The 23,075-nt window shown below is 31.7% G+C and carries 24 protein-coding genes and 1 riboswitch; of the genes, 10 read left to right on the forward strand and 14 right to left on the reverse strand.

Annotation, left to right across the window (positions count from 1 at the left end; translation table 11 throughout):
* Nucleotides 1–3 precede the first annotated feature (3 nt).
* Together pdhA and LQ693_RS03455 are read right to left on the reverse strand one after the other, a co-directional pair.
* Nucleotides 4–1,116, reverse strand: a complete 1,113-nt coding sequence (gene pdhA, locus LQ693_RS03450; RefSeq protein ID WP_025905176.1) for a pyruvate dehydrogenase (acetyl-transferring) E1 component subunit alpha — start codon at nt 1,114–1,116, stop codon at nt 4–6.
* 164 nt (nt 1,117–1,280) lie between these two features.
* Entirely contained in the window at nt 1,281–1,913 is a 633-nt protein-coding gene (locus LQ693_RS03455; RefSeq protein WP_103360508.1) for a YkyA family protein, read from the reverse strand.
* A gap of 121 nt (nt 1,914–2,034) precedes the next feature.
* Between LQ693_RS03455 and def the strand changes: the two genes are divergently transcribed.
* Nucleotides 2,035–2,589: a peptide deformylase gene (def, locus tag LQ693_RS03460; protein WP_025905178.1), complete on the forward strand. Its 555-nt coding sequence runs from the start codon at nt 2,035–2,037 to the stop codon at nt 2,587–2,589.
* A 384-nt stretch (nt 2,590–2,973) separates the two neighbouring features.
* On the opposite strand, the gene LQ693_RS03465 is transcribed toward def, so the two are convergent.
* On the reverse strand, nt 2,974–3,246 hold the full coding sequence (locus tag LQ693_RS03465; protein ID WP_025905179.1) for a hypothetical protein: 273 nt from the start codon (nt 3,244–3,246) through the stop codon (nt 2,974–2,976).
* 12 nt (nt 3,247–3,258) lie between these two features.
* Nucleotides 3,259–4,038: a Cof-type HAD-IIB family hydrolase gene (locus tag LQ693_RS03470; protein WP_107565768.1), complete on the reverse strand. Its 780-nt coding sequence runs from the start codon at nt 4,036–4,038 to the stop codon at nt 3,259–3,261.
* 234 nt (nt 4,039–4,272) lie between these two features.
* Between LQ693_RS03470 and LQ693_RS03475 the strand changes: the two genes are divergently transcribed.
* Both LQ693_RS03475 and rnjA read left to right on the forward strand, forming a co-directional pair.
* Nucleotides 4,273–4,485, forward strand: a complete 213-nt coding sequence (locus tag LQ693_RS03475; protein ID WP_025905181.1) for a DNA-dependent RNA polymerase subunit epsilon — start codon at nt 4,273–4,275, stop codon at nt 4,483–4,485.
* Nucleotides 4,486–6,159, forward strand: a complete 1,674-nt coding sequence (gene rnjA / locus LQ693_RS03480) for a ribonuclease J1 (protein WP_107565767.1) — start codon at nt 4,486–4,488, stop codon at nt 6,157–6,159. It begins immediately after the preceding gene.
* Nucleotides 6,160–6,202: 43 nt separating this feature from the next.
* On the opposite strand, the gene LQ693_RS03485 is transcribed toward rnjA, so the two are convergent.
* From LQ693_RS03485 to LQ693_RS03495, 3 genes are read right to left on the reverse strand one after another with little or no spacing between them, the layout of a single operon-like run.
* Nucleotides 6,203–6,865 (reverse strand): potassium channel family protein, encoded by a 663-nt coding sequence (locus LQ693_RS03485; protein WP_025905183.1) that lies wholly within the window; start codon nt 6,863–6,865, stop codon nt 6,203–6,205.
* 27 nt (nt 6,866–6,892) lie between these two features.
* Nucleotides 6,893–7,909 carry a cytochrome d ubiquinol oxidase subunit II gene (locus LQ693_RS03490; RefSeq protein ID WP_037587410.1) on the reverse strand — a complete coding sequence of 339 codons (1,017 nt, stop codon included), beginning with the start codon at nt 7,907–7,909 and terminating at the stop codon, nt 6,893–6,895.
* Complete coding sequence (locus LQ693_RS03495; RefSeq protein WP_037587409.1) at nt 7,909–9,255, reverse strand: cytochrome ubiquinol oxidase subunit I; 1,347 nt, start codon at nt 9,253–9,255, stop codon at nt 7,909–7,911. The genes LQ693_RS03490 and LQ693_RS03495 overlap by 1 nt, the downstream gene beginning before the upstream one ends.
* Nucleotides 9,256–9,440: 185 nt before the next feature.
* On the opposite strand from LQ693_RS03495, the gene LQ693_RS03500 reads away from it, so the two are divergent.
* Complete coding sequence (locus tag LQ693_RS03500) at nt 9,441–9,671, forward strand: glutaredoxin family protein (RefSeq protein ID WP_107565766.1); 231 nt, start codon at nt 9,441–9,443, stop codon at nt 9,669–9,671.
* The gene (locus LQ693_RS03505; protein ID WP_107565765.1) at nt 9,671–10,432 is read left to right on the forward strand and encodes a metallophosphoesterase; all 762 of its coding nucleotides are present in this window, start codon (nt 9,671–9,673) and stop codon (nt 10,430–10,432) included. Before LQ693_RS03500 ends, LQ693_RS03505 begins: the two co-directional genes overlap by 1 nt.
* Nucleotides 10,433–10,512: 80 nt before the next feature.
* Here the strand turns inward: LQ693_RS03505 and ptsP are convergent, their stop codons facing one another.
* On the reverse strand, nt 10,513–12,225 hold the full coding sequence (gene ptsP, locus LQ693_RS03510) for a phosphoenolpyruvate--protein phosphotransferase (RefSeq protein ID WP_103361907.1): 1,713 nt from the start codon (nt 12,223–12,225) through the stop codon (nt 10,513–10,515).
* Nucleotides 12,225–12,491, reverse strand: coding sequence for a phosphocarrier protein HPr (locus tag LQ693_RS03515; RefSeq protein WP_016912884.1), 267 nt, complete (start codon nt 12,489–12,491; stop codon nt 12,225–12,227). The genes ptsP and LQ693_RS03515 overlap by 1 nt, the downstream gene beginning before the upstream one ends.
* Before the next feature lie 152 nt (nt 12,492–12,643).
* Between LQ693_RS03515 and LQ693_RS13740 the strand changes: the two genes are divergently transcribed.
* Nucleotides 12,644–13,036 carry a transposase gene (locus LQ693_RS13740; protein WP_239703071.1) on the forward strand — a complete coding sequence of 131 codons (393 nt, stop codon included), beginning with the start codon at nt 12,644–12,646 and terminating at the stop codon, nt 13,034–13,036.
* A gap of 343 nt (nt 13,037–13,379) precedes the next feature.
* Here the strand turns inward: LQ693_RS13740 and LQ693_RS03525 are convergent, their stop codons facing one another.
* From LQ693_RS03525 to auxA, 3 genes are all read right to left on the reverse strand, one after another.
* A complete protein-coding gene (locus LQ693_RS03525; RefSeq protein ID WP_025905191.1) occupies nt 13,380–13,916 on the reverse strand; it encodes a hypothetical protein in 537 nt (178 codons plus the stop codon).
* Between the two features lie 72 nt (nt 13,917–13,988).
* The gene (locus LQ693_RS03530) at nt 13,989–15,161 is read right to left on the reverse strand and encodes a class I SAM-dependent rRNA methyltransferase (RefSeq protein WP_239703070.1); all 1,173 of its coding nucleotides are present in this window, start codon (nt 15,159–15,161) and stop codon (nt 13,989–13,991) included.
* A 348-nt stretch (nt 15,162–15,509) separates the two neighbouring features.
* Nucleotides 15,510–16,808 carry a lipoteichoic acid stability factor AuxA gene (auxA, locus tag LQ693_RS03535; RefSeq protein WP_107572797.1) on the reverse strand — a complete coding sequence of 433 codons (1,299 nt, stop codon included), beginning with the start codon at nt 16,806–16,808 and terminating at the stop codon, nt 15,510–15,512.
* A 147-nt stretch (nt 16,809–16,955) separates the two neighbouring features.
* Between auxA and LQ693_RS13665 the strand changes: the two genes are divergently transcribed.
* The 4 genes from LQ693_RS13665 (at nt 16,956) to LQ693_RS03550 (ending at nt 20,233) form a co-directional block, all read left to right on the forward strand.
* Nucleotides 16,956–17,081, forward strand: coding sequence for a hypothetical protein (locus tag LQ693_RS13665; RefSeq protein WP_255201038.1), 126 nt, complete (start codon nt 16,956–16,958; stop codon nt 17,079–17,081).
* A 184-nt stretch (nt 17,082–17,265) separates the two neighbouring features.
* A riboswitch (TPP riboswitch) is annotated at nt 17,266–17,370 on the forward strand.
* A gap of 91 nt (nt 17,371–17,461) precedes the next feature.
* Complete coding sequence (locus LQ693_RS03540; RefSeq protein ID WP_025905194.1) at nt 17,462–18,037, forward strand: ECF transporter S component; 576 nt, start codon at nt 17,462–17,464, stop codon at nt 18,035–18,037.
* An 11-nt stretch (nt 18,038–18,048) separates the two neighbouring features.
* Nucleotides 18,049–19,452 carry an ABC transporter ATP-binding protein gene (locus LQ693_RS03545; protein ID WP_107565719.1) on the forward strand — a complete coding sequence of 468 codons (1,404 nt, stop codon included), beginning with the start codon at nt 18,049–18,051 and terminating at the stop codon, nt 19,450–19,452.
* On the forward strand, nt 19,442–20,233 hold the full coding sequence (locus tag LQ693_RS03550; protein WP_198472265.1) for an energy-coupling factor transporter transmembrane component T family protein: 792 nt from the start codon (nt 19,442–19,444) through the stop codon (nt 20,231–20,233). The genes LQ693_RS03545 and LQ693_RS03550 overlap by 11 nt, the downstream gene beginning before the upstream one ends.
* Nucleotides 20,234–20,325: 92 nt before the next feature.
* Here LQ693_RS03550 and purD read toward each other — a convergent pair whose 3' ends face one another.
* Both purD and purH read right to left on the reverse strand, forming a co-directional pair.
* Nucleotides 20,326–21,579 carry a phosphoribosylamine--glycine ligase gene (gene purD / locus LQ693_RS03555; RefSeq protein ID WP_025905197.1) on the reverse strand — a complete coding sequence of 418 codons (1,254 nt, stop codon included), beginning with the start codon at nt 21,577–21,579 and terminating at the stop codon, nt 20,326–20,328.
* Nucleotides 21,580–21,588: 9 nt separating this feature from the next.
* Nucleotides 21,589–23,067: a bifunctional phosphoribosylaminoimidazolecarboxamide formyltransferase/IMP cyclohydrolase gene (purH, locus tag LQ693_RS03560; protein ID WP_198472266.1), complete on the reverse strand. Its 1,479-nt coding sequence runs from the start codon at nt 23,065–23,067 to the stop codon at nt 21,589–21,591.
* Nucleotides 23,068–23,075: the final 8 nt, after the last annotated feature.

Here is a 23,075-nt window from a genome sequence, read left to right on the forward strand (position 1 = left end):
GACTTATTTCGACTCCTTCTCTTTGTAAATTTCATATTGTTCAGCTAAATTGTAAGGCATTTCTTCATACATATTTTCCATTAAGTCTGTAACTTTTTGTTTAGGCGTATTATCTGCCTCTTTAATAGCTGTTTTAATTTCTTCTTTAGCTTTTTCCATTACTTCGTTTTCTTTTTCTTCAGACCATAAGTTTTTCGCTTCAAGATATTTTCTGAAACGTACTAATGGATCTTTCTTTTCCCAATCAGAATCTTCATCAGAAGTTCTGTAACGAGTTGGATCGTCACCAGCCATTGTATGTGGACCGTAACGGTAAGTTAATGTTTCGATTAATGATGGACCTTCACCATTTACTGCACGTTCACGCGCTTGTTTAGTTACTGCATATACTGCTAATGCATCCATTCCATCTACTAATACACCTGGAATACCAACTGCTACTGATTTTTGAGCTAATGTTTTAGCAGCTGTTTGTTTGTCACGAGGTGTTGAAATCGCATAGTTGTTATTTTGGATAACGAAAATTGCAGGTGCTTTGTAAGCAGAAGCAAAGTTGATACCTTCATAGAAGTCACCTTGTGAAGAACCGCCATCACCAGTGTAAGTAATTGCAACATTTTTCTTACCACGTTTTTTAAGACCTAGTGCTACACCAGCTGTTTGAATAAACTGTGCACCGATAATAATTTGTGGACTTAAAGCATTAACACCTTCTGGGAATTGGTTTCCAATAAAGTGTCCACGTGAGAATAAGAAAGCTTTTGTTAATGGTAAACCATGCCAAATTAATTGTGGCACATCACGGTAACCAGGTAATACATAGTCTTCTTTCTCTAACGCATAATGTGAAGCTAATTGTGAAGCTTCTTGTCCAGCTGTTGGTGCATAGAAACCTAAACGTCCTTGTCTATTTAATGAAATAGAACGTTGATCTAGAACACGAGTCCAAACCATTCTTTCCATTAATTCAACAAGTTCTTCGTCAGATAAGTCCGGTAACAAGTCACTATTTACGACATTTCCTTCTTCATCTAAAACTTGAACCATTTCAAACTTAGACTCTATTTCATTTAAAGTCGCTACTGCATCGAATTGGGCTTTTTTTCTCGGAGCCATTCAATTCACCATACCTTTCCCTATATTAAATAATCATTTCTTAATCATTCTAACACAAAACTGTTTTACTGTTAAATAAAAAATACTAACATCTTAAAAACCCCACAAATTAAAGGTTTTTATGTAACTGTACTAAAACATAATATTAGCTGTACTAATACAAATTATTTATCTAAAATAGCTGAAACATCTTTCTTTTCTTGTTGTACTTTTCTTAAAGTGTTTTGATAATCTGTTACAACTTTTTCAGTCTTTTTATTAACTTCAGTTAATTTAGAAGAACGATCATTTGCACCTTTTTGTGTAGCATTGTCTTTTGATAGATAACTAAATAAATCTTTTTCAGTTTTTAATACTTCTTGATAGGCATTCATTACTTCATTATGTAGTTTATACTTTTCATCTAATGCATTCTTTAAATCTTTAGCTTCTTTCAATTGTTCTTCATCTTCTATATTTTTATAGTCTTTTTTAGATGAATCATAAATGTCCTTAGATTTCTTCATTGCAGCTTTTTCATCTTTTACAATTTCTTCTCTATCTTTTATACCGTCAGTTAATTCTTGCGCTTTTGCTTTAAAGTCATCATTTTTAGCTTTATTTAATGCTTCGATTTTTTGAACTTTATCTTTTTCTGCCTTAGTCATTTTCTCATTTAAATCAACAATAACTTTTTCTTCTTTATTTGCTTTTTCAACTTTGTTATAAAAAGATTCAAGTGATTCTTTAGATTGACCACATGCTGTTAAAATTATTGAAGTCGCTAATGTTAATGTTACAAATTTCTTGCCAATCATTGGTAATTCCTCCTTTTAATCCTATCAATATGTTACTCTGTTTTTTTTATTTATACAATTAATAATAGATGTAAAAATGACCAGTTTTTGATAATATTTTATATGAGGAAGGTGCATGTAAATGATAACGATGGAAAATATTATTCGTGACGGCCACGAAACTCTTAGAAAGAAAGCCGAAGAAGTAGAATTACCAGTATCGACTGAAGACAAAGAAACATTAAATGAAATGATGGAATTCCTAAAGAACTCTCAAGATGAAGATCTTGCTAAAAAATACAAATTACGTTCTGGCGTAGGACTAGCCGCTCCACAAATCAATGTTTCTAAAAAAATGTTAGCTGTATATATACAAGATGACGGAAAAGGAAACCAAATCGAACTTCAACTTATCAATCCTAAAATCGTAAGCCATAGCGTACAAAAAGCATATTTAAATGGCGGAGAAGGATGCTTAAGTGTAGACGAAGCTAAACCAGGACTTGTTCATCGTAATTATAAAATAACAATTCAAGCATACGATATAGAAGGAAATCCATTTAAGAAAAGATTCAAAGGATATCCAGCAATCGTATTGCAACACGAAATCGATCATTTAAATGGCATCATGTTCTATGACTATATTAATGAAGAAGATCCATTCAAACCACTCGATGATGCAGTAGAAATTAATTAATAAGTATGATGATAAAAGAGCGAATACCATTCAGTCGGTATTCGCTCTTTTTAATTTCATTATTTTGAATTCTGGTAATTAGAACGCTGTATCTTCCATTATTCTGAATTCTGGTAATTAGGCGGACCATTCTTACGGACATTTCTCGGAATTCTGTCCCTAACTCGCACATCACCGTTCTTTCTCTCTTATCAAAAAAGAGGCTGGGACATAATGTAATGTCTTAGCCTCTTGTAGTATCTTGGCAGTAGATGACTGAATTGAAAATACGCTTGTACCAAGCTTTTTCCAATTCTAGTCATCCTTGCCGGGCGGGACTACGAAACCTTTTTTACAAATTAGATTTCTGTCCCGCTCCCTTTTTCTGTTTCATAATTTTGTTCATTACATAAATTCATCTCTTCGTTCGATGAAATGAATATTTTTTTCTTTTAATGCTTTTTGAATAGCGGTTAATTCATCCAAACTTAACCATTCTGGATCTTTGTTATGTCGAATGTAATGTGGATCTTGTTTAACATTATTAATCATTTCATCATAGTTATAGATCATTACAACTTCATTTTTTCGAATATTAAATTCTATTCCTTTAAATTGTTTGTCAGATCTGTTTTTTTCTGCATCGATTGTTTTGATGATGCGTTCGACCTTATCCATAAAATTCACATCCTATTCATCTATCAATCCTAATTCTATACATGCATAGTATATACCATTTTCACTTACATGTTTCGTTTCAAAATCACAAACTTCTTTTAGTGCGTCAACGGCATTCCCCATTGCTACACCACACCCTACTTCAGTGATCATTTCTACATCATTTGGTCCATCACCGAATGCAACTACTTCACTTAATGGGAATCCTAATTTATCACTGAGTTCTTTTATGCCTTCTGCTTTAGAACGATCATTTGGCACTACATCTCTACTTAGTGGATGCCATCTATAGAACTTCAATGCATTGAATTGATTATCGTACTTGTCATCTTCATCATCAGCATGGAAAATAAGTGCTTGATACACTGGGTGATCAAGATAATATGTATTGTGATATTCTGGGTAATCCATCTTTAATGTTCCAAGACTTTCAGAAATGTCGTTATCACTTTCTACATTTGCATATACTGCTGTTTCACCGAAAAATACTAGTGGATGATTATTCGCATGTGCTTTGTCTACTATACTCATAAGTTCCTCTTTATTTAATGGATATTTACTTATAATTTCTCCATTATATACAACAATTTGTCCGTTTAACGAAACAAAAGTATCAATACCTGTTTCTTTAATAACTTCTTTAAACATATACGGTGCTCTTCCTGTTGCAATTGCGACGATATGGCCAGCTTCTTTTAATTTTTTTATCGCATCAATAGTTGATTCTGGAATTTCTTTGTTTTCATCATAGATTGTACCATCTATATCGAAAAATATTAATTTCTTATTCAACTTTCATCGCCTCCTTATCTCTATTCTAGTTGATAATCAATATATATGAAAGATTTAGTTAAATATCTTTATTTATCTCTAATTATCATGTAAAATGAACTTATTAAAAAGGTATTTATATATTTTCATATAATTACTTTTAAAAATGTACGGGAATCAAATTTCGAAATTGACAAACCCTAGACTTAAAAACTAGGGCTTTATTTATGTTAATTAACCTAGGAGGATTTATATATGGCAGTATTTAAAGTATTTTATCAAGAAGACAAAAGTGAAGTAATCGTACGTGAAAGTACACAAACAAAATATTTCGAAGGACAAACTGAAGAACAAGTTAGAAGATATTTATCTGACCGTAATTACAATATCGAATTTGTCCAAAAATTAGAGGGCGCTCATTTAGAATATGAAAAGAAATCAGATCACTTTAATGTGGAGACAATCTAAATGAAGCCTTTACAAAAAAATGAAGTAGGCGTATACGCACTGGGTGGTCTCGGTGAAATTGGTAAAAACACGTACGCCCTCGAATATCAAGATGAAATCATTGTCATCGATGCAGGTATTAAATTCCCTGATGACGATCTTCTTGGTATCGATTACGTGATACCAGATTATACGTACTTAATTCAAAATAAACATAAAGTGAAAGCTTTATTTATCACTCATGGACACGAAGACCATATTGGTGGTGTCCCATTTTTATTAAAACAAATGAATGTTCCGATTTATAGTGGACCACTTGCTTTAGGTCTTATTAGAAATAAATTGGAAGAACACAATTTATTGAAGACTGCTCAATTAAATGAAATTGATGAAGATTCAGAATTTGAATTTAAACATTTCAAGATTTCATTTTATTTAACAACTCATAGTATTCCAGAAGCATACGGGATTATTGCAGATACACCAGAAGGTAAAATCGTTCATACAGGTGACTTCAAATTTGATTTCACACCTGTTGGTAAACCTGCAAATATTGCCAAAATGGCTCAACTTGGTGAAGAAGGCGTATTATGTTTGTTATCAGACTCTACAAACTCTGAAGTTCCTAACTTTACATTAAGTGAAAAGGAAGTTGGACAAAACGTCGATGAGATTTTCCGTAAATGTTCTGGTAGAATTATTTTTGCAACATTTGCTTCTAATATTTATAGAGTTCAGCAAGCTGTTGAAGCAGCCGTTAAATACAATCGTAAGATCGTTGTCTTCGGTCGTTCAATGGAGAACAATATTAAAATTGGTACAGAATTAGGTTATATTAAAGTACCACCTGAAACATTTATTGAACCTAACAAAATTAATACCGTTCCTAAGCATGAAATTCTTATTTTATGTACAGGTTCTCAAGGTGAACCAATGGCAGCATTATCAAGAATTGCTAATGGTACACATAGACAAATCAGCATTATTCCAGATGATACAGTTGTATTCAGTTCATCACCTATTCCAGGTAACACTAAGAGTGTAAATAGAACAATCAACGCTTTATACAAAGCTGGCGCTGATGTTATTCATGGTAAATTATCAAACATTCATACTTCAGGTCACGGTTCACAAGATGAACAAAAATTAATGTTACGTTTAATTAAGCCTAAATATTTTATGCCGATTCATGGTGAATATAGAATGCTTAAGAAACATAGTGAAACTGGTGTGAACTGTGGTGTAGATCCAGATAATATCTTCGTATATGAAATTGGCGATGTCCTTGCACTTACAAAAGATTCTGCAAGATATGCTGGTCGTATTCCATCAGGAAATGTATTTGTTGATGGTAGCGGAATTGGAGATATCGGTAATGTCGTAATTAAAGACCGTAAAGTCCTTTCTGAAGAAGGTCTTGTAATAGTTGTTGTAAGTATAGATTTCAAAACGAAACAACTACTCTCAGGTCCAGATATCATCTCTAGAGGATTTGTATATATGAGAGAATCAGGTCATTTAATTTACGATGCACAACGATTAATCAAAAAAGCTGTTATTGAAAAGCTAAACAATAATGATAAAGTAGAATGGCATCACGTTAAATCTACAATTACTGAAGCTTTACAACCTTATTTATACGAAAAAACAGCTCGTAAACCAATGATTTTACCAATTATCATGAAAATTAAATAAAACATTAAAACACCCGTAATTTCTAAAAATTACGGGTGTTATTTTATTCGTTTACTAATTTTTTCTCAAATCTATTTAAATCATTGTCATGACCTATCACGATTAATATATCATGAAATTCAATATTTTCATTTGGATCTGGTGCTACGATGATATCTTTACCTCTTTTAACTGCAATGATATTTATACCGTAATTTGCACGTACATCCAATTCTAATATAGAACTACCAGCAAGTCTTTCTCCTGCTTTAATTTCTACAATTGAATACTCATCAGAGAGTTCTAAGTAGTCTAGTACAGATGCGCTAGCAACATTATGTGCGATACGACGACCCATATCTCTTTCTGGATGGACAACAGTATCCGCACCTATTTTATTCAAAATTTTAGCGTGATAATCGTTCTGAGCTTTAGCAGTAACTTTTTTAACACCTAATTCTTTAAGAATTAATGTTGTCAACGTACTTGCTTGTATATTCTCACCTATCGCAACAATGACATGATCGAAATTGCGTATACCTAAACTTTTCATGACCGCTTCATCTGTTGTATCTGCAATCACTGCATGTGTGGCGATATCACTGAACTCATTCACTCTTGCTTCATCTGCATCAATGGCCATTACATCCATATCTAAAGCATTGAGCTCTCTTACAATACTTCCGCCAAATCGGCCTAAACCTATAACTACATACTCCCTACTCATGATATGCCTCCATACTTTATAATAATCTTATTTTTTACCTTTAACGTAATCAGCATCAAAGATAAATAATCTTAATAATAATATAAGCGATGGCACGAGTAAAAGTAAACCTAAAATAAATACGATTACAAGCATTAATGCCATTTGATCGTTCACAACTGCTTTATCAATATTGATAAACGGATCTAAAATATACGGTAATTTACTTACACCATATCCGAAGAATGCTGTACCGAATTGTAATAATATCATGATAAATGCAACGCCGTGTGCTTTTTTAAAGTATATCAATCCAACAGCAATGATAAAGAATATAATACTTAAACCGAATAACCACCAATAACTACCGACTGCATTATTAAAATGCGTTTCATTATGTTGTCTTAATGATAAGAAAACGAACTGACAAATGATGATCATCGGAATTGCCCATATAAGGAACCACTGTCTCAATAAATGATATGCTTCAGAATCTTTAGCTTTATTCGCATAAAATGTTAAAAATCCTGATGAAATATATAACACTGAGATAATTGCTAAAAATACAACTGCCCATGCATATGGACTTAATAATAAATCAACCCACTGTAGGTGAACGCCATCACTTGTTTCTTTAATATAGCCACCTTCAGCAATTGTTAAAATTGTTGATAATGATGCTGGAATCAGTAAACCTGTTCCACCATATAAGAATAACCATGATAACTTACTATCTTGTCCATAGTTTTCAAATGCGTAAAAGCTACCACGAATGGTTAGTAAAATTAATGCAATACTACCAGGTATTAATAATGTTGACCCGAAATAATATGCAGAGTCTGGGAAGAATCCAACTATTCCTACAAAGAAGAATACGAAGAACACATTTGTTACTTCCCAAACTGGGTTTAAATATCTAGAAATCAAGTTATTGATAATATGATCTTGCTTCGTTAATTTAGCGTGAAATGCGAAGAATCCTGCACCAAAATCAATCGCACCAATAATAATGTAACCAAACAGAAAGAGCCAAAGCACTGTAATACCTATATGTTGATAATCCATTATACTTCACCCTTTCTGTCTATTATTTTGTTCACATCATCAGTCGCTTTGCTGTGACTAAACATTCTAATAAGTACATAACTTGATGAAATACCAAGAACTAAATAAAGTATTGCGAATGCAATGAATACAAGTGCAAGTCCATCAGCATTTGTTGCAGCTTCTGCAACTTTTAAGTAACCTCTTAATATCCAAGGTTGTCTACCCATCTCAGCTAAGAACCAACCAAATTCAATTGCAAGCATTGCAAGAGGTCCAGTTAATACTGCTAAATATAAGATTGGTTTACTATATTGTGACCATTTTTTCACCCATTTTAATACGACAAATAAAGCTGAAACGACAAAACAATACACACCAAAGAATACCATCAAATCAAAGAAATAGTGAATGATAAGTGGTGGTGTTTCATCACTCTTAAATTCGTTTAATCCTTTAACTTCAGTATTAAAATTACTATCTGATAAGAAACTTAAAGCGCCAGGAATTTTAATAGCACCTTTAACTTCTTGTTTATCTTCATCTACTACCCCAAATAATACTAGGTCTGCTTTTGATTCACTTTCAAAATGCCACTCCATAGCTGCTAATTTTTCAGGTTGTTCTTGATGTAAGAACTTAGCTGATAAATCGCCTGCTAACATTGCAAGTAAACTCGCAATTAAACCAACTATCATTGTAAGTTTAAGAGCTTTTTTATGATATTCTTTATCGTCTATAAATTTATTCTTAATCAAACGATATGCTGCTATACTTGCTAAAATAAATGCAGCTGTCATAAACGCAGTCGCTATAACGTGAAATGCTCTAATACCGAATGATGCATTAAACATCGCAGCAATTGGATCAATGTTCATCAATTTTCCATTGATAAAATCAAATCCATTTGGCGTATTCATGAAAGAATTCACAGATGTAATAAAGAACGCTGAGAATGTACCACCAATAATGACTGGTAATGTAATTAAAAAGTGCGTCCATTTACCTTTGAATCTATCCCACGTATATAAATAAATACTTAAGAAAATAGCCTCAAAGAAAAAGGCGAATGTTTCCATAAATAATGGTAGCGCAATAACTTGCCCACCTAATTGCATAAATGCTGGCCACAATAATGATAATTGTAGACCAATAATTGTTCCCGTAACTACTCCGACCGCTACAGTAATCGTATAACCTTTAGACCAACGTTTTGCCATTGCTATATACATAGGATTATTGTTCTTAATACCTATAAATTCAGCAATTGCAAACATTAATGGGATTCCCACACCAATTGTTGCAAAAATGATATGGAATCCCAATGTCATAGCAGTTAGTAAACGACTTATAACTACTGCATCCATAATATTCCTCCATTCAACGTTTGTGATATACATCACAATTTAATCTTATTATACAACACTTTAATCATTTGTGAAATGTTTAACATTTACAAAGTAATGACAAATTAATGGCAAAATAGGACATAATAATTGAACGCTTTAAAAAATCATTTATAATATGTCTATATAAAGTTGAGGTGAAAGCTATGAGTGAAGTTACAATTTATACACAAGACCAGTGTCCCCCTTGCCAATTTGTAAAACAATATTTTAATGAAAAAGAAATTCCGTTTACAGAAAAAAATATAAAAAACAAACAATTTAAAAACGAACTTATCGATCTAGACAGTTTTTCAACACCTACTGTTCTCATTAATGGAGAAGTTTTTTATCAAGTTGATATAGAATCTTTTAATAAAGCATTAGGCATTCATTAATGAAAATTCAATTTCCAAGTTCTAAAATTAAAGTCACCACACATTCTATTGATACAAACTTAAAATCAAATCTGAAACTCATTCATATAACAGATTTGCATTTAGGTTATTATTCTAATTTAGAAAATTTATATCAACTTGTACGTCTTATCAATGAGCAAGAAGCAGATATTGTTTGTTTCACAGGTGATTGTTTTGATGATATTGCTCAAATTTCATTTGACCCTTATCTAGTTATACCTTTATTTCGTACAGTTCAATCAAAATATGGAAAGTTTTTTGTTCCAGGCAACCACGATTACGGTTCAAACGGTATTCATACGGTATTAGATATTATGAATAAATCGGGTTTTGAAGTCTTGTTGAACAGTTCTTACGTTGTCAATACACCTGACGGTAATATTCAGATTAATGGCATTGATGATTTATGTTTTGGTCAACCTAACTTTAGCAGTTCATTCCAAGTACCTAATTGTCGTATAGACTTTCGAATTGGACTCGTACATGAACCAGATAAAGTTAAATTATTAGATCCAAACATCCACTTAGTACTTTCTGGACATACACATGGTGGTCAAGTTCGACTCCCTAAGATTGGCGCTATTTATACACCAACTTATGGAAAAGTATATAAACAAGGTTTATATCAAATTAGAACTGGACAATACCTTTATGTTAATCAAGGCATAGGTATGACAAGACTTCCTATTAGAATATTTTGTTCACCTGAAATTGCGATATTCAACTTGCAATCTCAATAAAGTCTGAAAAAATCATTCACATATAAAAACAGAGCAGTTATCTACTTAATGTTAAGAGATAACTGCTCTGTTTTTTAATTTTAAAGAATTTGATTAACGAGTTCTACAACTTCTTCTTCTGTTGCACAGTTAATTGCTTTGTTCGCTAATTCTTGCATTTCTTTTTGATCTAATTGTTTGATTTGTTTTCTAGCTTTTAGAATACTTGTCGCACTCATAGAGAATTCATCTAAACCTAATCCAAGTAATAATGGAATTGCTGTGTTGTCTCCAGCCATTTCTCCACACATACCAGTCCATTTACCTTCTTTATGAGAAGCTTCAATTACTTGCTTAACTAAGCGAAGAATTGCAGGGTTATATGGTTGGTATAAGTAAGAAACACGCTCAGACATACGGTCAGCAGCCATTGTATATTGGATTAAATCATTCGTACCAATACTGAAGAAATCAACTTCTTTAGCGAAGATGTCTGCAAGTGCTGCAGTAGATGGAATTTCTACCATAATACCGATTTCGATATCATCCGCAACGTTAACACCTTCAGAAACTAATTTTTCTTTTTCTTCAAGTAAGATTGCTTTAGCGTCTCTAAATTCTTTGATAGTTGCAATCATTGGGAACATGATATTTAACTTACCAAATTCAGAAGCGCGTAATAAAGCTCTTAATTGTGTTCTAAAGATATCAGTTTGATCTAAACATAAACGAATCGCTCTATATCCTAAGAATGGGTTCATTTCTTTAGGTAAGTTTAGGTAAGATAATTCTTTATCTCCACCTATGTCTAAAGTACGAACGACAACACGTTTGCCGTCCATTTCTTTTAAGACTTTACTATATGCTTCAAATTGTTCTTCTTCTGAAGGCATATTGTCTCTACCCATGTATAAGAATTCAGTACGGTATAAACCGATACCTTCTGCGCCGTTATTTTTAACACCTTCTAAGTCATTAGGTGTACCAATATTCGCAGCTAATTCTACATGAACACCATCTTTAGAAACAGATTCATCATTAACTAGTTTAGCTAATTCTTCTTTTTCAGCTAAGAAGTTTTTCTGTTTTTGTTCGTATGCTTGAACTTCGTCATCTGTTGGGTTAATGATTACATCACCAGATAAACCATCAATGATTAAACTATCACCATGGTTTACGCGATCAGTAATATCTTTAGTTCCTACAACAGCTGGAATTTCTAATGAACGACTCATTATTGCTGAGTGTGAAGTTCTTCCACCGATATTTGTCGCAAAACCTTTAACAAACTCTTTGTTAAGTTGCGCAGTGTCAGATGGTGTTAAATCTTCACCTACAATAATAACGCTTTCATTGATCATACTAGGATTTGGTAATTCTACACCTAAAATATGTGCCAAAATACGTTTAGAAACGTCACGAATATCTGCCGCACGTTCTTTCATGTATTCATTATCCATATTTTCAAAGATTGTAATGAAGTTTGTTGATACTTCATTTAATGCAGTAGGTGCATTTACTTTGTTATTGCGAATATTTTCTTCAATTGGATTTAATAATTCTGGATCTTCTAACACTAATAAATGCGCATCAAAAATCGCAGCTTTATCTGCACCAAGTTGTTTTTCAGCATTATTACGAATTTGAGTTAATTCAACTTTTGATTGATTAACAGCCGCTTTAAACTTTTCAACTTCGCCGTCTACATCGCTGATATTTTCGCTTGAAAACGATAAGTCAGGTTCAACTAATAAATATGCTTTACTAATAGCCACACCATCAGATGCAGCTATACCTTTTAATAATTCAGACATTATTTAGTTAATCCTTCTTTAGATAATACTTCAGTAATTGCTTCGATAGCTTCTTTCTCATCACTACCCTCAGCGTAGATAGTAATTTCAGCATCTTTACCAACACCTAGGCTCATTACACCCATAATTGATTTTAAGTTAACTTTTTTAGCGTTATATTCTAATTGTACATCTGAATCAAATTTAGATGCAGTTTGAACTAACATTGTTGCTGGTCTAGCGTGAATACCCGTTTCGTCAATAATTACGTATGAATTTTGTTCCATTTTTATTGTCTCCTTCTGATACCTATATTAAATTTGTATAAAATCAAATTTTATCTATACGATTAAAGAATATCAAAAAACCACTTACAATTCAATCATATTACATAAGTATGCAATTATTTGAGCTGATTATTCTTTATTTTTGAAGGTTCGTGTATTCAACTGCTATTTGTGTACCAATTTTAGCGTTATGTTCAACAAGTTTAATATTTGTTTCTAAAGATTCATTTTTAACAGATAAATTAGTTTATGTGATTGAAGATTTATTAAATCTAATGAAACGGAATGCTTCTATAAAACAAAGGTTATTAGTGTTAGCTGAGGAATTCGAAGAATTTAAAATAATTAAATCTATTCCTGGCATTGGTGATTTAACAGCCATAATGATTATTGGCGAATTAGGTGACATCAAATCCTTTGATTCTCATAAGCAATTGAATGCATATGTAGGCATTGATATAAAAAGATATCAGTCGGTAAAACACATTTTAAAGATAAAATTAACAAACGTGGAAACAAACATGCTAGATCATTATTTTACTTAATCATTAAAAATTTCCTGTTAGGTCAAAGGTTATTTAAAAATCATATTATTACAAATTAAAAAAGCAGCCTAATGGCAAAGGCCACAAGACTGCATCAGTAGCTTGCATTAACAAACTACTTAAAACCATTCATTATCTCGTAATAAATAATAAAGAATATGATTATCACATGTCTCCACACGGATAATATATTCATTTAAATCATAACATATTGAAAAAATTATTAAATAATAAAGGCTTATTTAGTGATGCCAATTTTAAATACATTTTACTACGTAGTAGGTGACAAATTGTAGGAAAGAAGCTAAGACATTACAAAATGCCTTAGCTTCTTTTCAATATTTTATTCACCTATAAAATCTTGAATGACTGTTTCACATTTTTTAATGTGATCTTCACCCATTTTTTTCATTAAATAATAACTAATTGAACCAGCAACTGCTTGTCCAACTAATGGTACCCATCTTGATTGTTTTGCCGCTTCTCTTTTTACGACTGATCTAAAAATAACTTTTACCATTGCATTCGTTACTTTTTGACCAATAAATTGGCTACCTCTCATTGCAGCTGATGTTAAAACTTTTTGTTTTAAATCATCTTGCATTTTATTAACTTGTTTATGACTTAATCCATAAATTTTATTAATATCTTCAATGATATCGCCCATTAATTTAATATCCATACCAACACCAAGTCCTGGAATTGGTACTACATTTGCAGCTGAAGACATTAATGACTTCTTATGAATAAGTTCTTTAGCTTTTTTTCTACGTTCTAACAATTCTTCTTGTGAAGTTGGTAATTCAGAACGTTTCTTTATTTCTTGTATACCAAATGCTTTATTGCCTGCTTTTGTCGTAATTTTATCGAAAATTCCCATTGTTTCCATTCTCCTCACAGTTCGATTATATTCAAACATTATTATAATAATATATACCCGAACTAGGAAATTTTAACCATTTATTTGTACGAATACGACTTTCAAGTATTTACTTGGTTTATAGTGTGGATGACTCTTGAAGTCTTTAGGTAATCCCATTACATCAGAGATTGTATAATCTACACCTAATTGATCTAATGTTTGATTAATCATTTTTTTGAATGCTTTTTGTGGAAAAGCACTTGAATTTGTACTTAACACTAAGTTACCATTCTCGTTTAATAATTCTAATGCACCTTCAATTAATTCAGGATAGTTTTTCTGAACACTAAAAGTCTTTTTCTTATTACGTGCAAAGCTTGGTGGATCAATAACGACAACGTCATAACTTAAACCATGTCTTAAAGCATATTTGAAATAATCAAATACATCCATAATAAATATATGGTTCTGATTAAGATCCATTGTATTTAAACCAAAGTTTGCTTCGGTTAATGGTCTAGCTCTATTAGCTAAATCCACACTTGTAGTTGAACGAGCATTTTCACTTGCTGCAACTGAAAATGCACCCGTATAACTAAATAAATTCAATATATCTTTATTTTGACTATAGTGGTCTCTTAATTTTTTTCTAACATCTTTTTGATCTAAGAAAATACCTGTCATAGGTCCGTCATCAAGATTAATATTATAGAACATATGGTTTTCTTCTATGACATATGGAAATTCTGGTGCTTCACCCGCTACGAAGTCTGACGCTGTTTCCATTCCTTTAAATCTTCTTTTCTCAAAAATTGATTTATAATCGAAGACTTCTTTAATTGCAGGTAATATTCTATCTTTCAATCGATATATCCCTACTGAGTACCACTGAACTAATAAATGACCATCATAATGATCAATTGTCAGTCCACCAATTCCATCGCCTTCAGCATTAAATAATCTATATGCATTGATACCATCTACATTTTCATAATATGCTCTATCATTTTTAGCTTCTTCAAATAACTTTACAAAAAAGTTATGATCAATCTTTTCAGTTGAGTCTAATGATAATACCCAGCCTATACCTTTATTTTGTTCACCATAATAAGCAGTTGCAATGAATCTTTTACCTGCATCAACAAGTGCAACTAATTCACCTTCATCCATTTTAGGCATATCAAAAACGTCGTCTTTTTCAACTAGAGGATACCCTCTTAAATATTTATCTTCTTTTCCTTTTTTGAGAATTAATTGTTTCATTATATATTAGCCATCCTTTCGAAATGTCTCACATATTATAACGTATATTATTCAAAACACCAAAAAACAGAGTATTCCCCTTTAGAATACTCTGTTAACCGAATTTTATTAATCAAAATTTCCCCCAGAAAGTTTTGATCCCCTTATATGTAAACGCTTACTAAAGTTAGTATAAAGGATAAGATTATTCCACGCAATACATTTTTTTGAATAAATTCATTAAAATAGTTTACTTATTACATATTTAAACTTTTAAATACAGCAATTGCTCGTGCAAATTATAAAATAAAAGACACTTTATTAAGCGCATAGCGCTCAATAAAGTGTCTAATTATATCGTGTAAGATATTAAAATGATTTTTTCAAGTGAATGATAAATGCAGGTGTTACAAATAATAATAGTAAAAATGAAATTGGTGTGATAAATACGGAAAATTGTGACGTTTGAATTGCTGAAACAAAGAATGTCGTTGCAATTTCAAAGAATAATGCTGAAATAACAAACAATTTACCAAAATTATTTTTATTCTTATAATTTGTCGTGTAATTGAAGTATGCATATAAAATAATCAATAACATCATAATAAATAATGTTAACCATTCAAAAACATATTGAATTTGAGATAATTTCCATTCACCTGATAAGAATAAACCATTACGGTTATTAAACTCTATAAATGTAAATAAGAATAAAACTACAGTACTTATCCACTCTATATAGCTTTTCTTTAACCATTTCGGTCTTCTCATCCATCTTGGAATATCGTCTTCTTCGATTTTAATAATCTCTTTCCATTTTTCATTACGACGTTTTCTTTTAGCAATTGCCTCTTCAGAATTGAATTTTTCTAAAGTCGCTTGTTTGAAATTCTGTAATTTTTGGTAAAAACCTTCTGCTAAAGTATATATTTTTCTAGTTAAGCGGTTATTTTTAACTCTTGAATATCTTTCTTCATGAAATTGTTCAATGTCTTCATCACTTACTGGTAAAGATCTTCTTAAATATAAACTAATCCAAACTGACATTTGACTTAGACACCATAACAGAATGAAGAATAAGTTAACACTCATAACATCTAGAGGCTTTACATTTTGAGCATCGATATTATGGTTCATTGCAAATTGTGAAATGAAATAACATAATCCATATGAAATGATAATCCATAAGTAATGTTTCTTTCGATGCATTGGATTTAGCTCATTTTTATAAACGACATATCCCACATGAATTGCAAATGGAATAATAAATAAGAAAGATGCAAAACTATATACTTGGAACATGGTCATCATAATAACAATCATTAAAATAATTGTCAGTCCGATATAAAATACAGAAATATCATAATCGTAATGCGTCGTTCTTCTTAAAGTACGTCCTACTAATAATACAAATACACCAAATAGCAATACGATAATTGCTGCGATAACTGGAAAGTTACCAATATAATGGTGCAATATTCTTACTAATTCATCAAAAAAAGCTACAAAAAAGTCCCAAATGTTATTGATATGGATATTACTTGAATCCTTGATATTATAGTCTTTAATACGCGGCGCATTAAAAAGTATAAGTAATCCAGTAATCAAAAGAAATATACCTATAATTCGACTAAAATGAACTTCCCAGCTTTTTTTCTTTATAGCCATGTTCTTCACCTCATTGAACATTATAATTGTTTCATTTTCAATTGTCTTTAATTATATTGAAAATCAGTCCCAAGTACTAGCAAGAAGTTTAATACTTATATGTAGTTGGGTATATAATAATATCATACATTTTAAAGGAGTGTTATCATGACTCATAATGATAAGCATAAAGAAGAAGCAGAAAAAGCTAAAAAGAAAGAACAAGAAAATAAGCAAGACAACAACAAAGGTCAGGATGAAACAAAAGAAAATATACAAGACACATTTGAATAAATGAATTTCATTACCTATCCGGGAGCGAAATCGCAATGTATGAAAATTTGCGATTTCGCTCCCGATTTTATTTTGAATTTATTTTAATAACTTATAAATCATTTATTTAAGAAATTAATTTCAGTTTTATGATTTACTATTGACAAATAGATTAATAAGACTTATCGTATGGATAACAAATTAATAAATGCACTAGGGGTGTTTTGAAACTGAGACAGACATGAAAAGGTCTGAACCCTTTGTACCTGATCTAGATGATACTAGCGTAGGAAAGTGTTCGTAAATCATATAATATTCATTTTTAAATGATAACAATATTTTTGTGCGCTTCTATTTAGATATAGGAGTGCACATTTTTTTATTTAAAAGGAGAATTTAACATGTCAAAAAGATTAACCCTATCAGATATTTTAGTAACTGTATTAATTGGTGCTTTGTTTGCAATCATTTATAAGTTCTTATGGATACCTTATGAAATTTTAAAACCACTCGGTCTACACCTAGAACAATCTGTATACGGTGTATGGTTTATTGCAGCGATTGTCACTTATTTAATTATTCAAAAGCCTGGTGTTGCAATTCTTGCTGAATTTGCTGCCGGTGCTGGCGAAACGATTGTAATGGGTCAATTCGATATTCCAACATTTGTATACGCATTATTACAAGGTTTAGCTTGTGAAATCATCTTCTTAGCTGTTCGATATCAATCTAGAAAATTATCAGTTGCTGTTATAGCTGGTATGGCTGCAGGTATTATTACGTTACCAATTGATTGGTTCTATAATTACTTAGGTGACGTTGCTTTATGGAATGTTATTTTAATGTTTACGATTAGAATTTTAAGTGGTGCAATCGTTGCTGGTGCATTAGGCTATGCAATTGTAAAAGCACTTGACCAAACTGGTGTTACGAAATTGTTTAGACCAGCATCTAAAAAAGATTATGACTTATTATAGGAGTTATTCAATTGTTATCACTAAAAAATTTAAGACTAAAGTATCCTGATGATGAACGCATTATATTTAAAAATTTAAACATCAATATTAATGATAAAGAAAAAGTACTGTTACTAGGTCCAAGTGGATCTGGTAAAAGTACATTATTAAATGTATTAAGCGGTATTATACCGAGATCGATGGACATACCGATGAAAGTAGATTCAATCGATATCGATTCACTTCCGGGTGTTATTTTCCAAGACCCAGATACTCAGTTTTGTATGCCTGAGATTAAAGAAGAATTAGCATTTGTGCTTGAGAATATGAACATCGAACCTGATAAAATGGACGGATTTATAAAAAATGCCATGAAACAGGTAAATTTAAATGCTGACCCTTCACTTAAAATCAATCGTTTAAGTGGTGGTATGAAACAAAAATTAGCGATTGCTTCTATATTATTACAAGATACAAATACGTTATTTCTTGATGAACCGACAGCGATGCTTGATCATCAATCAACAACACAATTATGGGATTTGATTATGGAACATTGGACAAATCAAACTGTTGTAATCGTAGAACATAAAGTTGATTATATTTGGAATTATGTTGATAGAGTCATTGTAATGAACGAAAATGGTGAAATCACACATGATAGTACACCTCAAGATATATTAGATCATCATACAGACATTTTAAATGAATACGGTGTTTGGCACCCTAACTCATGGCAATATGCCCTAAAATTGTCTAACCAGACTGCTGAGCACAATCCGTTGTTAAATATAGAACAGTTAGATGTACTGCGTGGCCACAAAAAACTATTTAGTATAGATGAATTAACGATTTCAAGTGGCGAATGGCTTACAATCACTGGACCAAATGGAACAGGTAAGACAACATTTTTAGAAACGATGATGCAGCTCATTAAATATAATGGCCAAATATTTTACAAAAATAAACAGATCAAAAAAGTAAAAGATGCTTCTAAACATATGTATTTCGTATATCAAAATCCGGAATTACAATTCATCGAAACATCTGTATATAACGAAATATTTATCAATTATGCTTATCAAGATAAACAAACAGCTCATGATAAGACCCAAGACATGTTGACATTATTAAAACTTAATCATGTGAAAGACCAACACCCTTTCGAATTATCAATAGGACAGAAAAAAAGATTAAGTGTCGCAACTGCATTAAGTACGAATTCTGAAATTATTTTACTTGATGAGCCAACATTCGGTTTAGACAGTCACAATACCTTTGAACTCATCAAATTATTTCATGAACGCGTTCAAAATGGTCAAACTATCTTAATGATTACGCACGAAAATGAGATTATTAATCGTTATGCTACTAGAAGATTGACGATCAAAGACGAGCAATTACATGTAAGCGGTGGTGAATCTCATGTTAACTAATTGGAAGAAATACCGTACTTTTATTGATGATGTGAATATTCTAACGAAACTTATATTAGGTATCACTCTATTTTTCTATGCGATATTTATTCATCAATTTGATTTCATGCTTTATTTAACGATTATTATGTTCCTTTATCTAATCTTCATGAGCGGCGTGAGATGGTTACCACTATTAATCGTCATTGCTATCACTTTATTTTTCGGACTCACCTCTTCCTTATTTATGATTTTTTATGGTGAAGGAAATGAAACAATTTTCAAGTTTGGTATTATTCATATTACAGAAGAAAGCTTTTTGAGAGGTATTCACGTAACCATGCGTACACTTGTCATTTCATTTTACGGCATGGTTATACCATTTACTTCGCAAATCATTTATGTGTTTTATAGTTTCATGCAACATTTAAAAGTAAAACCTAAAATCGCATATGCTTTCATGGCTTCTATACGCATGATACCTCTTATGTTTAGTTCTTTTATGCAGTTAAGACAAGCTTTAAAGATGCGTTATGCAGTTATAGATAAAAGTAATCGTAAAGGCTTAAAATGGATTCACCATTTACTCATTCCAACATTAAGTCAAAGTATAAGAAAGTCTCATAGGTTAGCTGTTGCGATGGAAGCAAAAGGATTCACAAACGGCAAAAGAACTTTCTATTATAAAGTACCTTTCACTAAAAATGATTTATATTTCATCTTATTGACGATTGCACTCATTGCTATCGCATATTTATTAAATGTTTATTTACCTATAACACACATTTCAGATATTCGATAACATTGCGTTATATTTGACCATACCTTTCCCTAAAAGAATGAAATATAGCGCAATGAAAAGGCTGAGACAAACTTTGTTGTCTCAGCCTTTAATTATGATTTATATGCTTTTAATGCTTTATGTCCAATATCATTTCTATAGAATAGTTGTTCACTTTTAATATATTTGACTTGTTCATATGCATTTTTTTGAGCCGCTTCAATATTGTCACCTGTACCGATAACGATCATGACACGTCCACCATTATTTTCATACTTGCCTTCTGAATTCTTCTTCAGTGCACTCACAAAATATTGATCTACATGCTCTAAACCTTCAACTGAATATCCTTTATCATAGCTACCTGGATATCCTTTAGATGCTAATACGACACCAACAACACTTTCATCTTTCCATTCTAATGTTAAAGGTTCTTTATGATACACCTTGTTTAATATTTCAATAAAATCAGAATCTAATTTAGTCAATAATACTTGTGCCTCTGGATCACCGAATCTTGCATTAAATTCAATTACTTTTGGTCCTTCTTTTGTTAAAATTGCACCAATATAAATCAAGCCAAAATAGTTAATGCCTTCACTCACTAAAGCATCCGCAATAGGTTGTGCGATTTTTTGATTCGTTTCTTCCAATACATCGTCCGTAATATGAGGTACTGGACAGTATGCACCCATACCACCAGTATTCGGTCCTTTATCACCATCGAATGCACGTTTATGATCTTGAGCGATACAATCAAATGGAACTGCATATGATTGATTCACAAATGTCATAACTGAATATTCTTCTCCATCAAGAAACTCTTCGAATACGACTTTCTCATGAGGTGTTTGATATAAAGTTTCTACGCCTTCCCTTGCTTCTTCACGAGTTAAAGCAACGATTACACCTTTTCCAGCCGCAAGTCCATCTTTTTTAAGCACGATAGGTATTTTACACTGCTCAACATAATTGATTGCTTCTTCTTTTGTTGTGATTGTCTTATATTCTGCAGTAGGTATATCATACTTTTCCATAATTTTTTTCGCAAATTCTTTAGAACCTTCTAATTGTGCTGCTTCTTTATTAGGTCCGAAGACTTTAGCATTTGTTTCCTCTAATACATCTGTCAAACCATCTATTAAAGGTTGTTCAGGTCCTATTATTACCCATTCAATATTGTTTTGTTCTACAAAAGATTTTATAGCTAAATGGTCATTTTCTTGAATATCCGATACGATTGTCGCAACTTCTTCCATTGCATCATTACCCGGAATGACAAAGACTTCATTTACTAATTTAGACGATTGACATTTTTGAGCTAACGCATGTTCTCTTCCACCTGATCCTATAACAAGTACTTTCATATTGACCTCCTAATGTTTAAAGTGTCTCATACCAGTAAATACCATACTGATGCCATATTTATTTGCCATATCTATTGAATCTTGATCTTTAATAGATCCACCTGGTTGGATAATTGTTTTAATACCTGCTTTAGCAGCTGTTTCTACAGTGTCACCCATTGGGAAAAATCCATCTGAAGCTAAGGCTACATTTTCATTCATTTCAATTGCACGTTCAATTGCTATTTTTGCAGAGCCAACTCTATTCATTTGTCCAGCACCAACACCAACAGTTTGGTGATCATTTGCTAGTACAATAGCATTACTTTTAACTGAGCGGACAACTTTCCATCCTAGTTCTAAAGCTTTCCATTGTGCTTCAGTTGGTTCAACATCTGTAACGACTTTCATTTCTTCGCGCGTTAATGTTGCATTATCTTTATCTTGAACTAAGTACCCACCTGAAACTGATACAAATTCTTGTTCATCTTCCGTTTCTGTCATATCAATTTCTAGTAATCTAATATTCTTCTTCGCTGTTAATACTTCTAACGCATCTTCGTCATAGCTTGGTGCAATAATAACTTCCAAGAAAATAGAATGTAATTTCTCAGCTAATTCCTTTGTAACAGCTCTATTTAAAGCGACAATACCACCAAATATAGATTGAGAATCCGCTTCATATGCATAATCGTATGCTTCTTCAATAGTTGCGCCTACACCAACTCCACATGGGTTCATATGTTTTACTGCAACAGCTGCAGGTTGTTCAAACTTTTTAATAAGTGATAACGTTGCATCGGCATCTTTAATGTTATTAAAGCTTAAAGCTTTACCATGTAATTGTTTAGCGCCAGCTAATGTATTCGGTTCGTTAGAAGTCTTTACAAAAGTAGCATTTTGTTGAGGGTTTTCTCCATATCTTAATGTTTCTGATGTATTTCCAAAGAATTCAACAATCGCATTATCATAATCATTTGTATGTTTAAATACTTTTACCATTAATGATTTACGATAATCTTCATCTAATTTGTCAGAAGCAATACGTTCAATAACTTCATTATAATCAGAAGGATCTACGACTGTTGTAACAAATTTGAAGTTCTTAGCTGCTGCTCGTAACATAGTTGGTCCACCGATATCGATGTTTTCAATTGCTTCATCTTCTGTTACATCTTCTTTCTTAACAGTCTCTTTAAATGGATATAAATTTACGACTACTAAGTCAATTAAGTCGATGTCTTGTTCTTTTAATGCTGTTAAATGTTCAGGAATAGAACGATTTGCAAGAATACCTCCATGTACACCTGGATGTAAAGTTTTGACTCTTCCATCCATTATTTCGGGAAAGTTTGTTAATTCTGAAACTGAATAAACTTCAATCCCAGCATTTTCAAGTGCCTTTTTAGTACCACCAGTTGAAAAGACTTTATAATCATTTTCTATTAATTTGTTTGCGAAATCTTCTATATTTGTTTTGTCTGACACACTTAATATTGCATTCTTCATTTTGTAAA

The organism is Mammaliicoccus sp. B-M6 (genome assembly GCF_022386965.1).
In the GTDB taxonomy this organism is placed as follows: Bacteria; Bacillota; Bacilli; order Staphylococcales; family Staphylococcaceae; genus Mammaliicoccus; species Mammaliicoccus sciuri_A.

What these genes read in the sequence shown, in the direction of transcription:
- LQ693_RS03505 (WP_107565765.1), top strand. Translation starts at nt 9,671, where the DNA reads ATGAAAATTCAATTTCCAAGTTCTAAAATTAAAGTCACCACACATTCT.
- pdhA (WP_025905176.1), bottom strand. Translation starts at nt 1,116, where the DNA reads ATGGCTCCGAGAAAAAAAGCCCAATTCGATGCAGTAGCGACTTTAAAT.
- LQ693_RS03515 (WP_016912884.1), bottom strand. Translation starts at nt 12,491, where the DNA reads ATGGAACAAAATTCATACGTAATTATTGACGAAACGGGTATTCACGCT.
- LQ693_RS03490 (WP_037587410.1), bottom strand. Translation starts at nt 7,909, where the DNA reads ATGGATTATCAACATATAGGTATTACAGTGCTTTGGCTCTTTCTGTTT.
- LQ693_RS03550 (WP_198472265.1), top strand. Translation starts at nt 19,442, where the DNA reads ATGTTAACTAATTGGAAGAAATACCGTACTTTTATTGATGATGTGAAT.
- LQ693_RS03475 (WP_025905181.1), top strand. Translation starts at nt 4,273, where the DNA reads ATGGCAGTATTTAAAGTATTTTATCAAGAAGACAAAAGTGAAGTAATC.
- LQ693_RS03530 (WP_239703070.1), bottom strand. Translation starts at nt 15,161, where the DNA reads ATGAAACAATTAATTCTCAAAAAAGGAAAAGAAGATAAATATTTAAGA.
- LQ693_RS03485 (WP_025905183.1), bottom strand. Translation starts at nt 6,865, where the DNA reads ATGAGTAGGGAGTATGTAGTTATAGGTTTAGGCCGATTTGGCGGAAGT.
- LQ693_RS03455 (WP_103360508.1), bottom strand. Translation starts at nt 1,913, where the DNA reads ATGATTGGCAAGAAATTTGTAACATTAACATTAGCGACTTCAATAATT.
- LQ693_RS03495 (WP_037587409.1), bottom strand. Translation starts at nt 9,255, where the DNA reads ATGGATGCAGTAGTTATAAGTCGTTTACTAACTGCTATGACATTGGGA.
- LQ693_RS03500 (WP_107565766.1), top strand. Translation starts at nt 9,441, where the DNA reads ATGAGTGAAGTTACAATTTATACACAAGACCAGTGTCCCCCTTGCCAA.
- ptsP (WP_103361907.1), bottom strand. Translation starts at nt 12,225, where the DNA reads ATGTCTGAATTATTAAAAGGTATAGCTGCATCTGATGGTGTGGCTATT.
- purD (WP_025905197.1), bottom strand. Translation starts at nt 21,579, where the DNA reads ATGAAAGTACTTGTTATAGGATCAGGTGGAAGAGAACATGCGTTAGCT.
- rnjA (WP_107565767.1), top strand. Translation starts at nt 4,486, where the DNA reads ATGAAGCCTTTACAAAAAAATGAAGTAGGCGTATACGCACTGGGTGGT.
- LQ693_RS03465 (WP_025905179.1), bottom strand. Translation starts at nt 3,246, where the DNA reads ATGGATAAGGTCGAACGCATCATCAAAACAATCGATGCAGAAAAAAAC.
- LQ693_RS13665 (WP_255201038.1), top strand. Translation starts at nt 16,956, where the DNA reads ATGACTCATAATGATAAGCATAAAGAAGAAGCAGAAAAAGCTAAAAAG.
- LQ693_RS03525 (WP_025905191.1), bottom strand. Translation starts at nt 13,916, where the DNA reads ATGGGAATTTTCGATAAAATTACGACAAAAGCAGGCAATAAAGCATTT.
- purH (WP_198472266.1), bottom strand. Translation starts at nt 23,067, where the DNA reads ATGAAGAATGCAATATTAAGTGTGTCAGACAAAACAAATATAGAAGAT.
- LQ693_RS03540 (WP_025905194.1), top strand. Translation starts at nt 17,462, where the DNA reads ATGTCAAAAAGATTAACCCTATCAGATATTTTAGTAACTGTATTAATT.
- auxA (WP_107572797.1), bottom strand. Translation starts at nt 16,808, where the DNA reads ATGGCTATAAAGAAAAAAAGCTGGGAAGTTCATTTTAGTCGAATTATA.
- def (WP_025905178.1), top strand. Translation starts at nt 2,035, where the DNA reads ATGATAACGATGGAAAATATTATTCGTGACGGCCACGAAACTCTTAGA.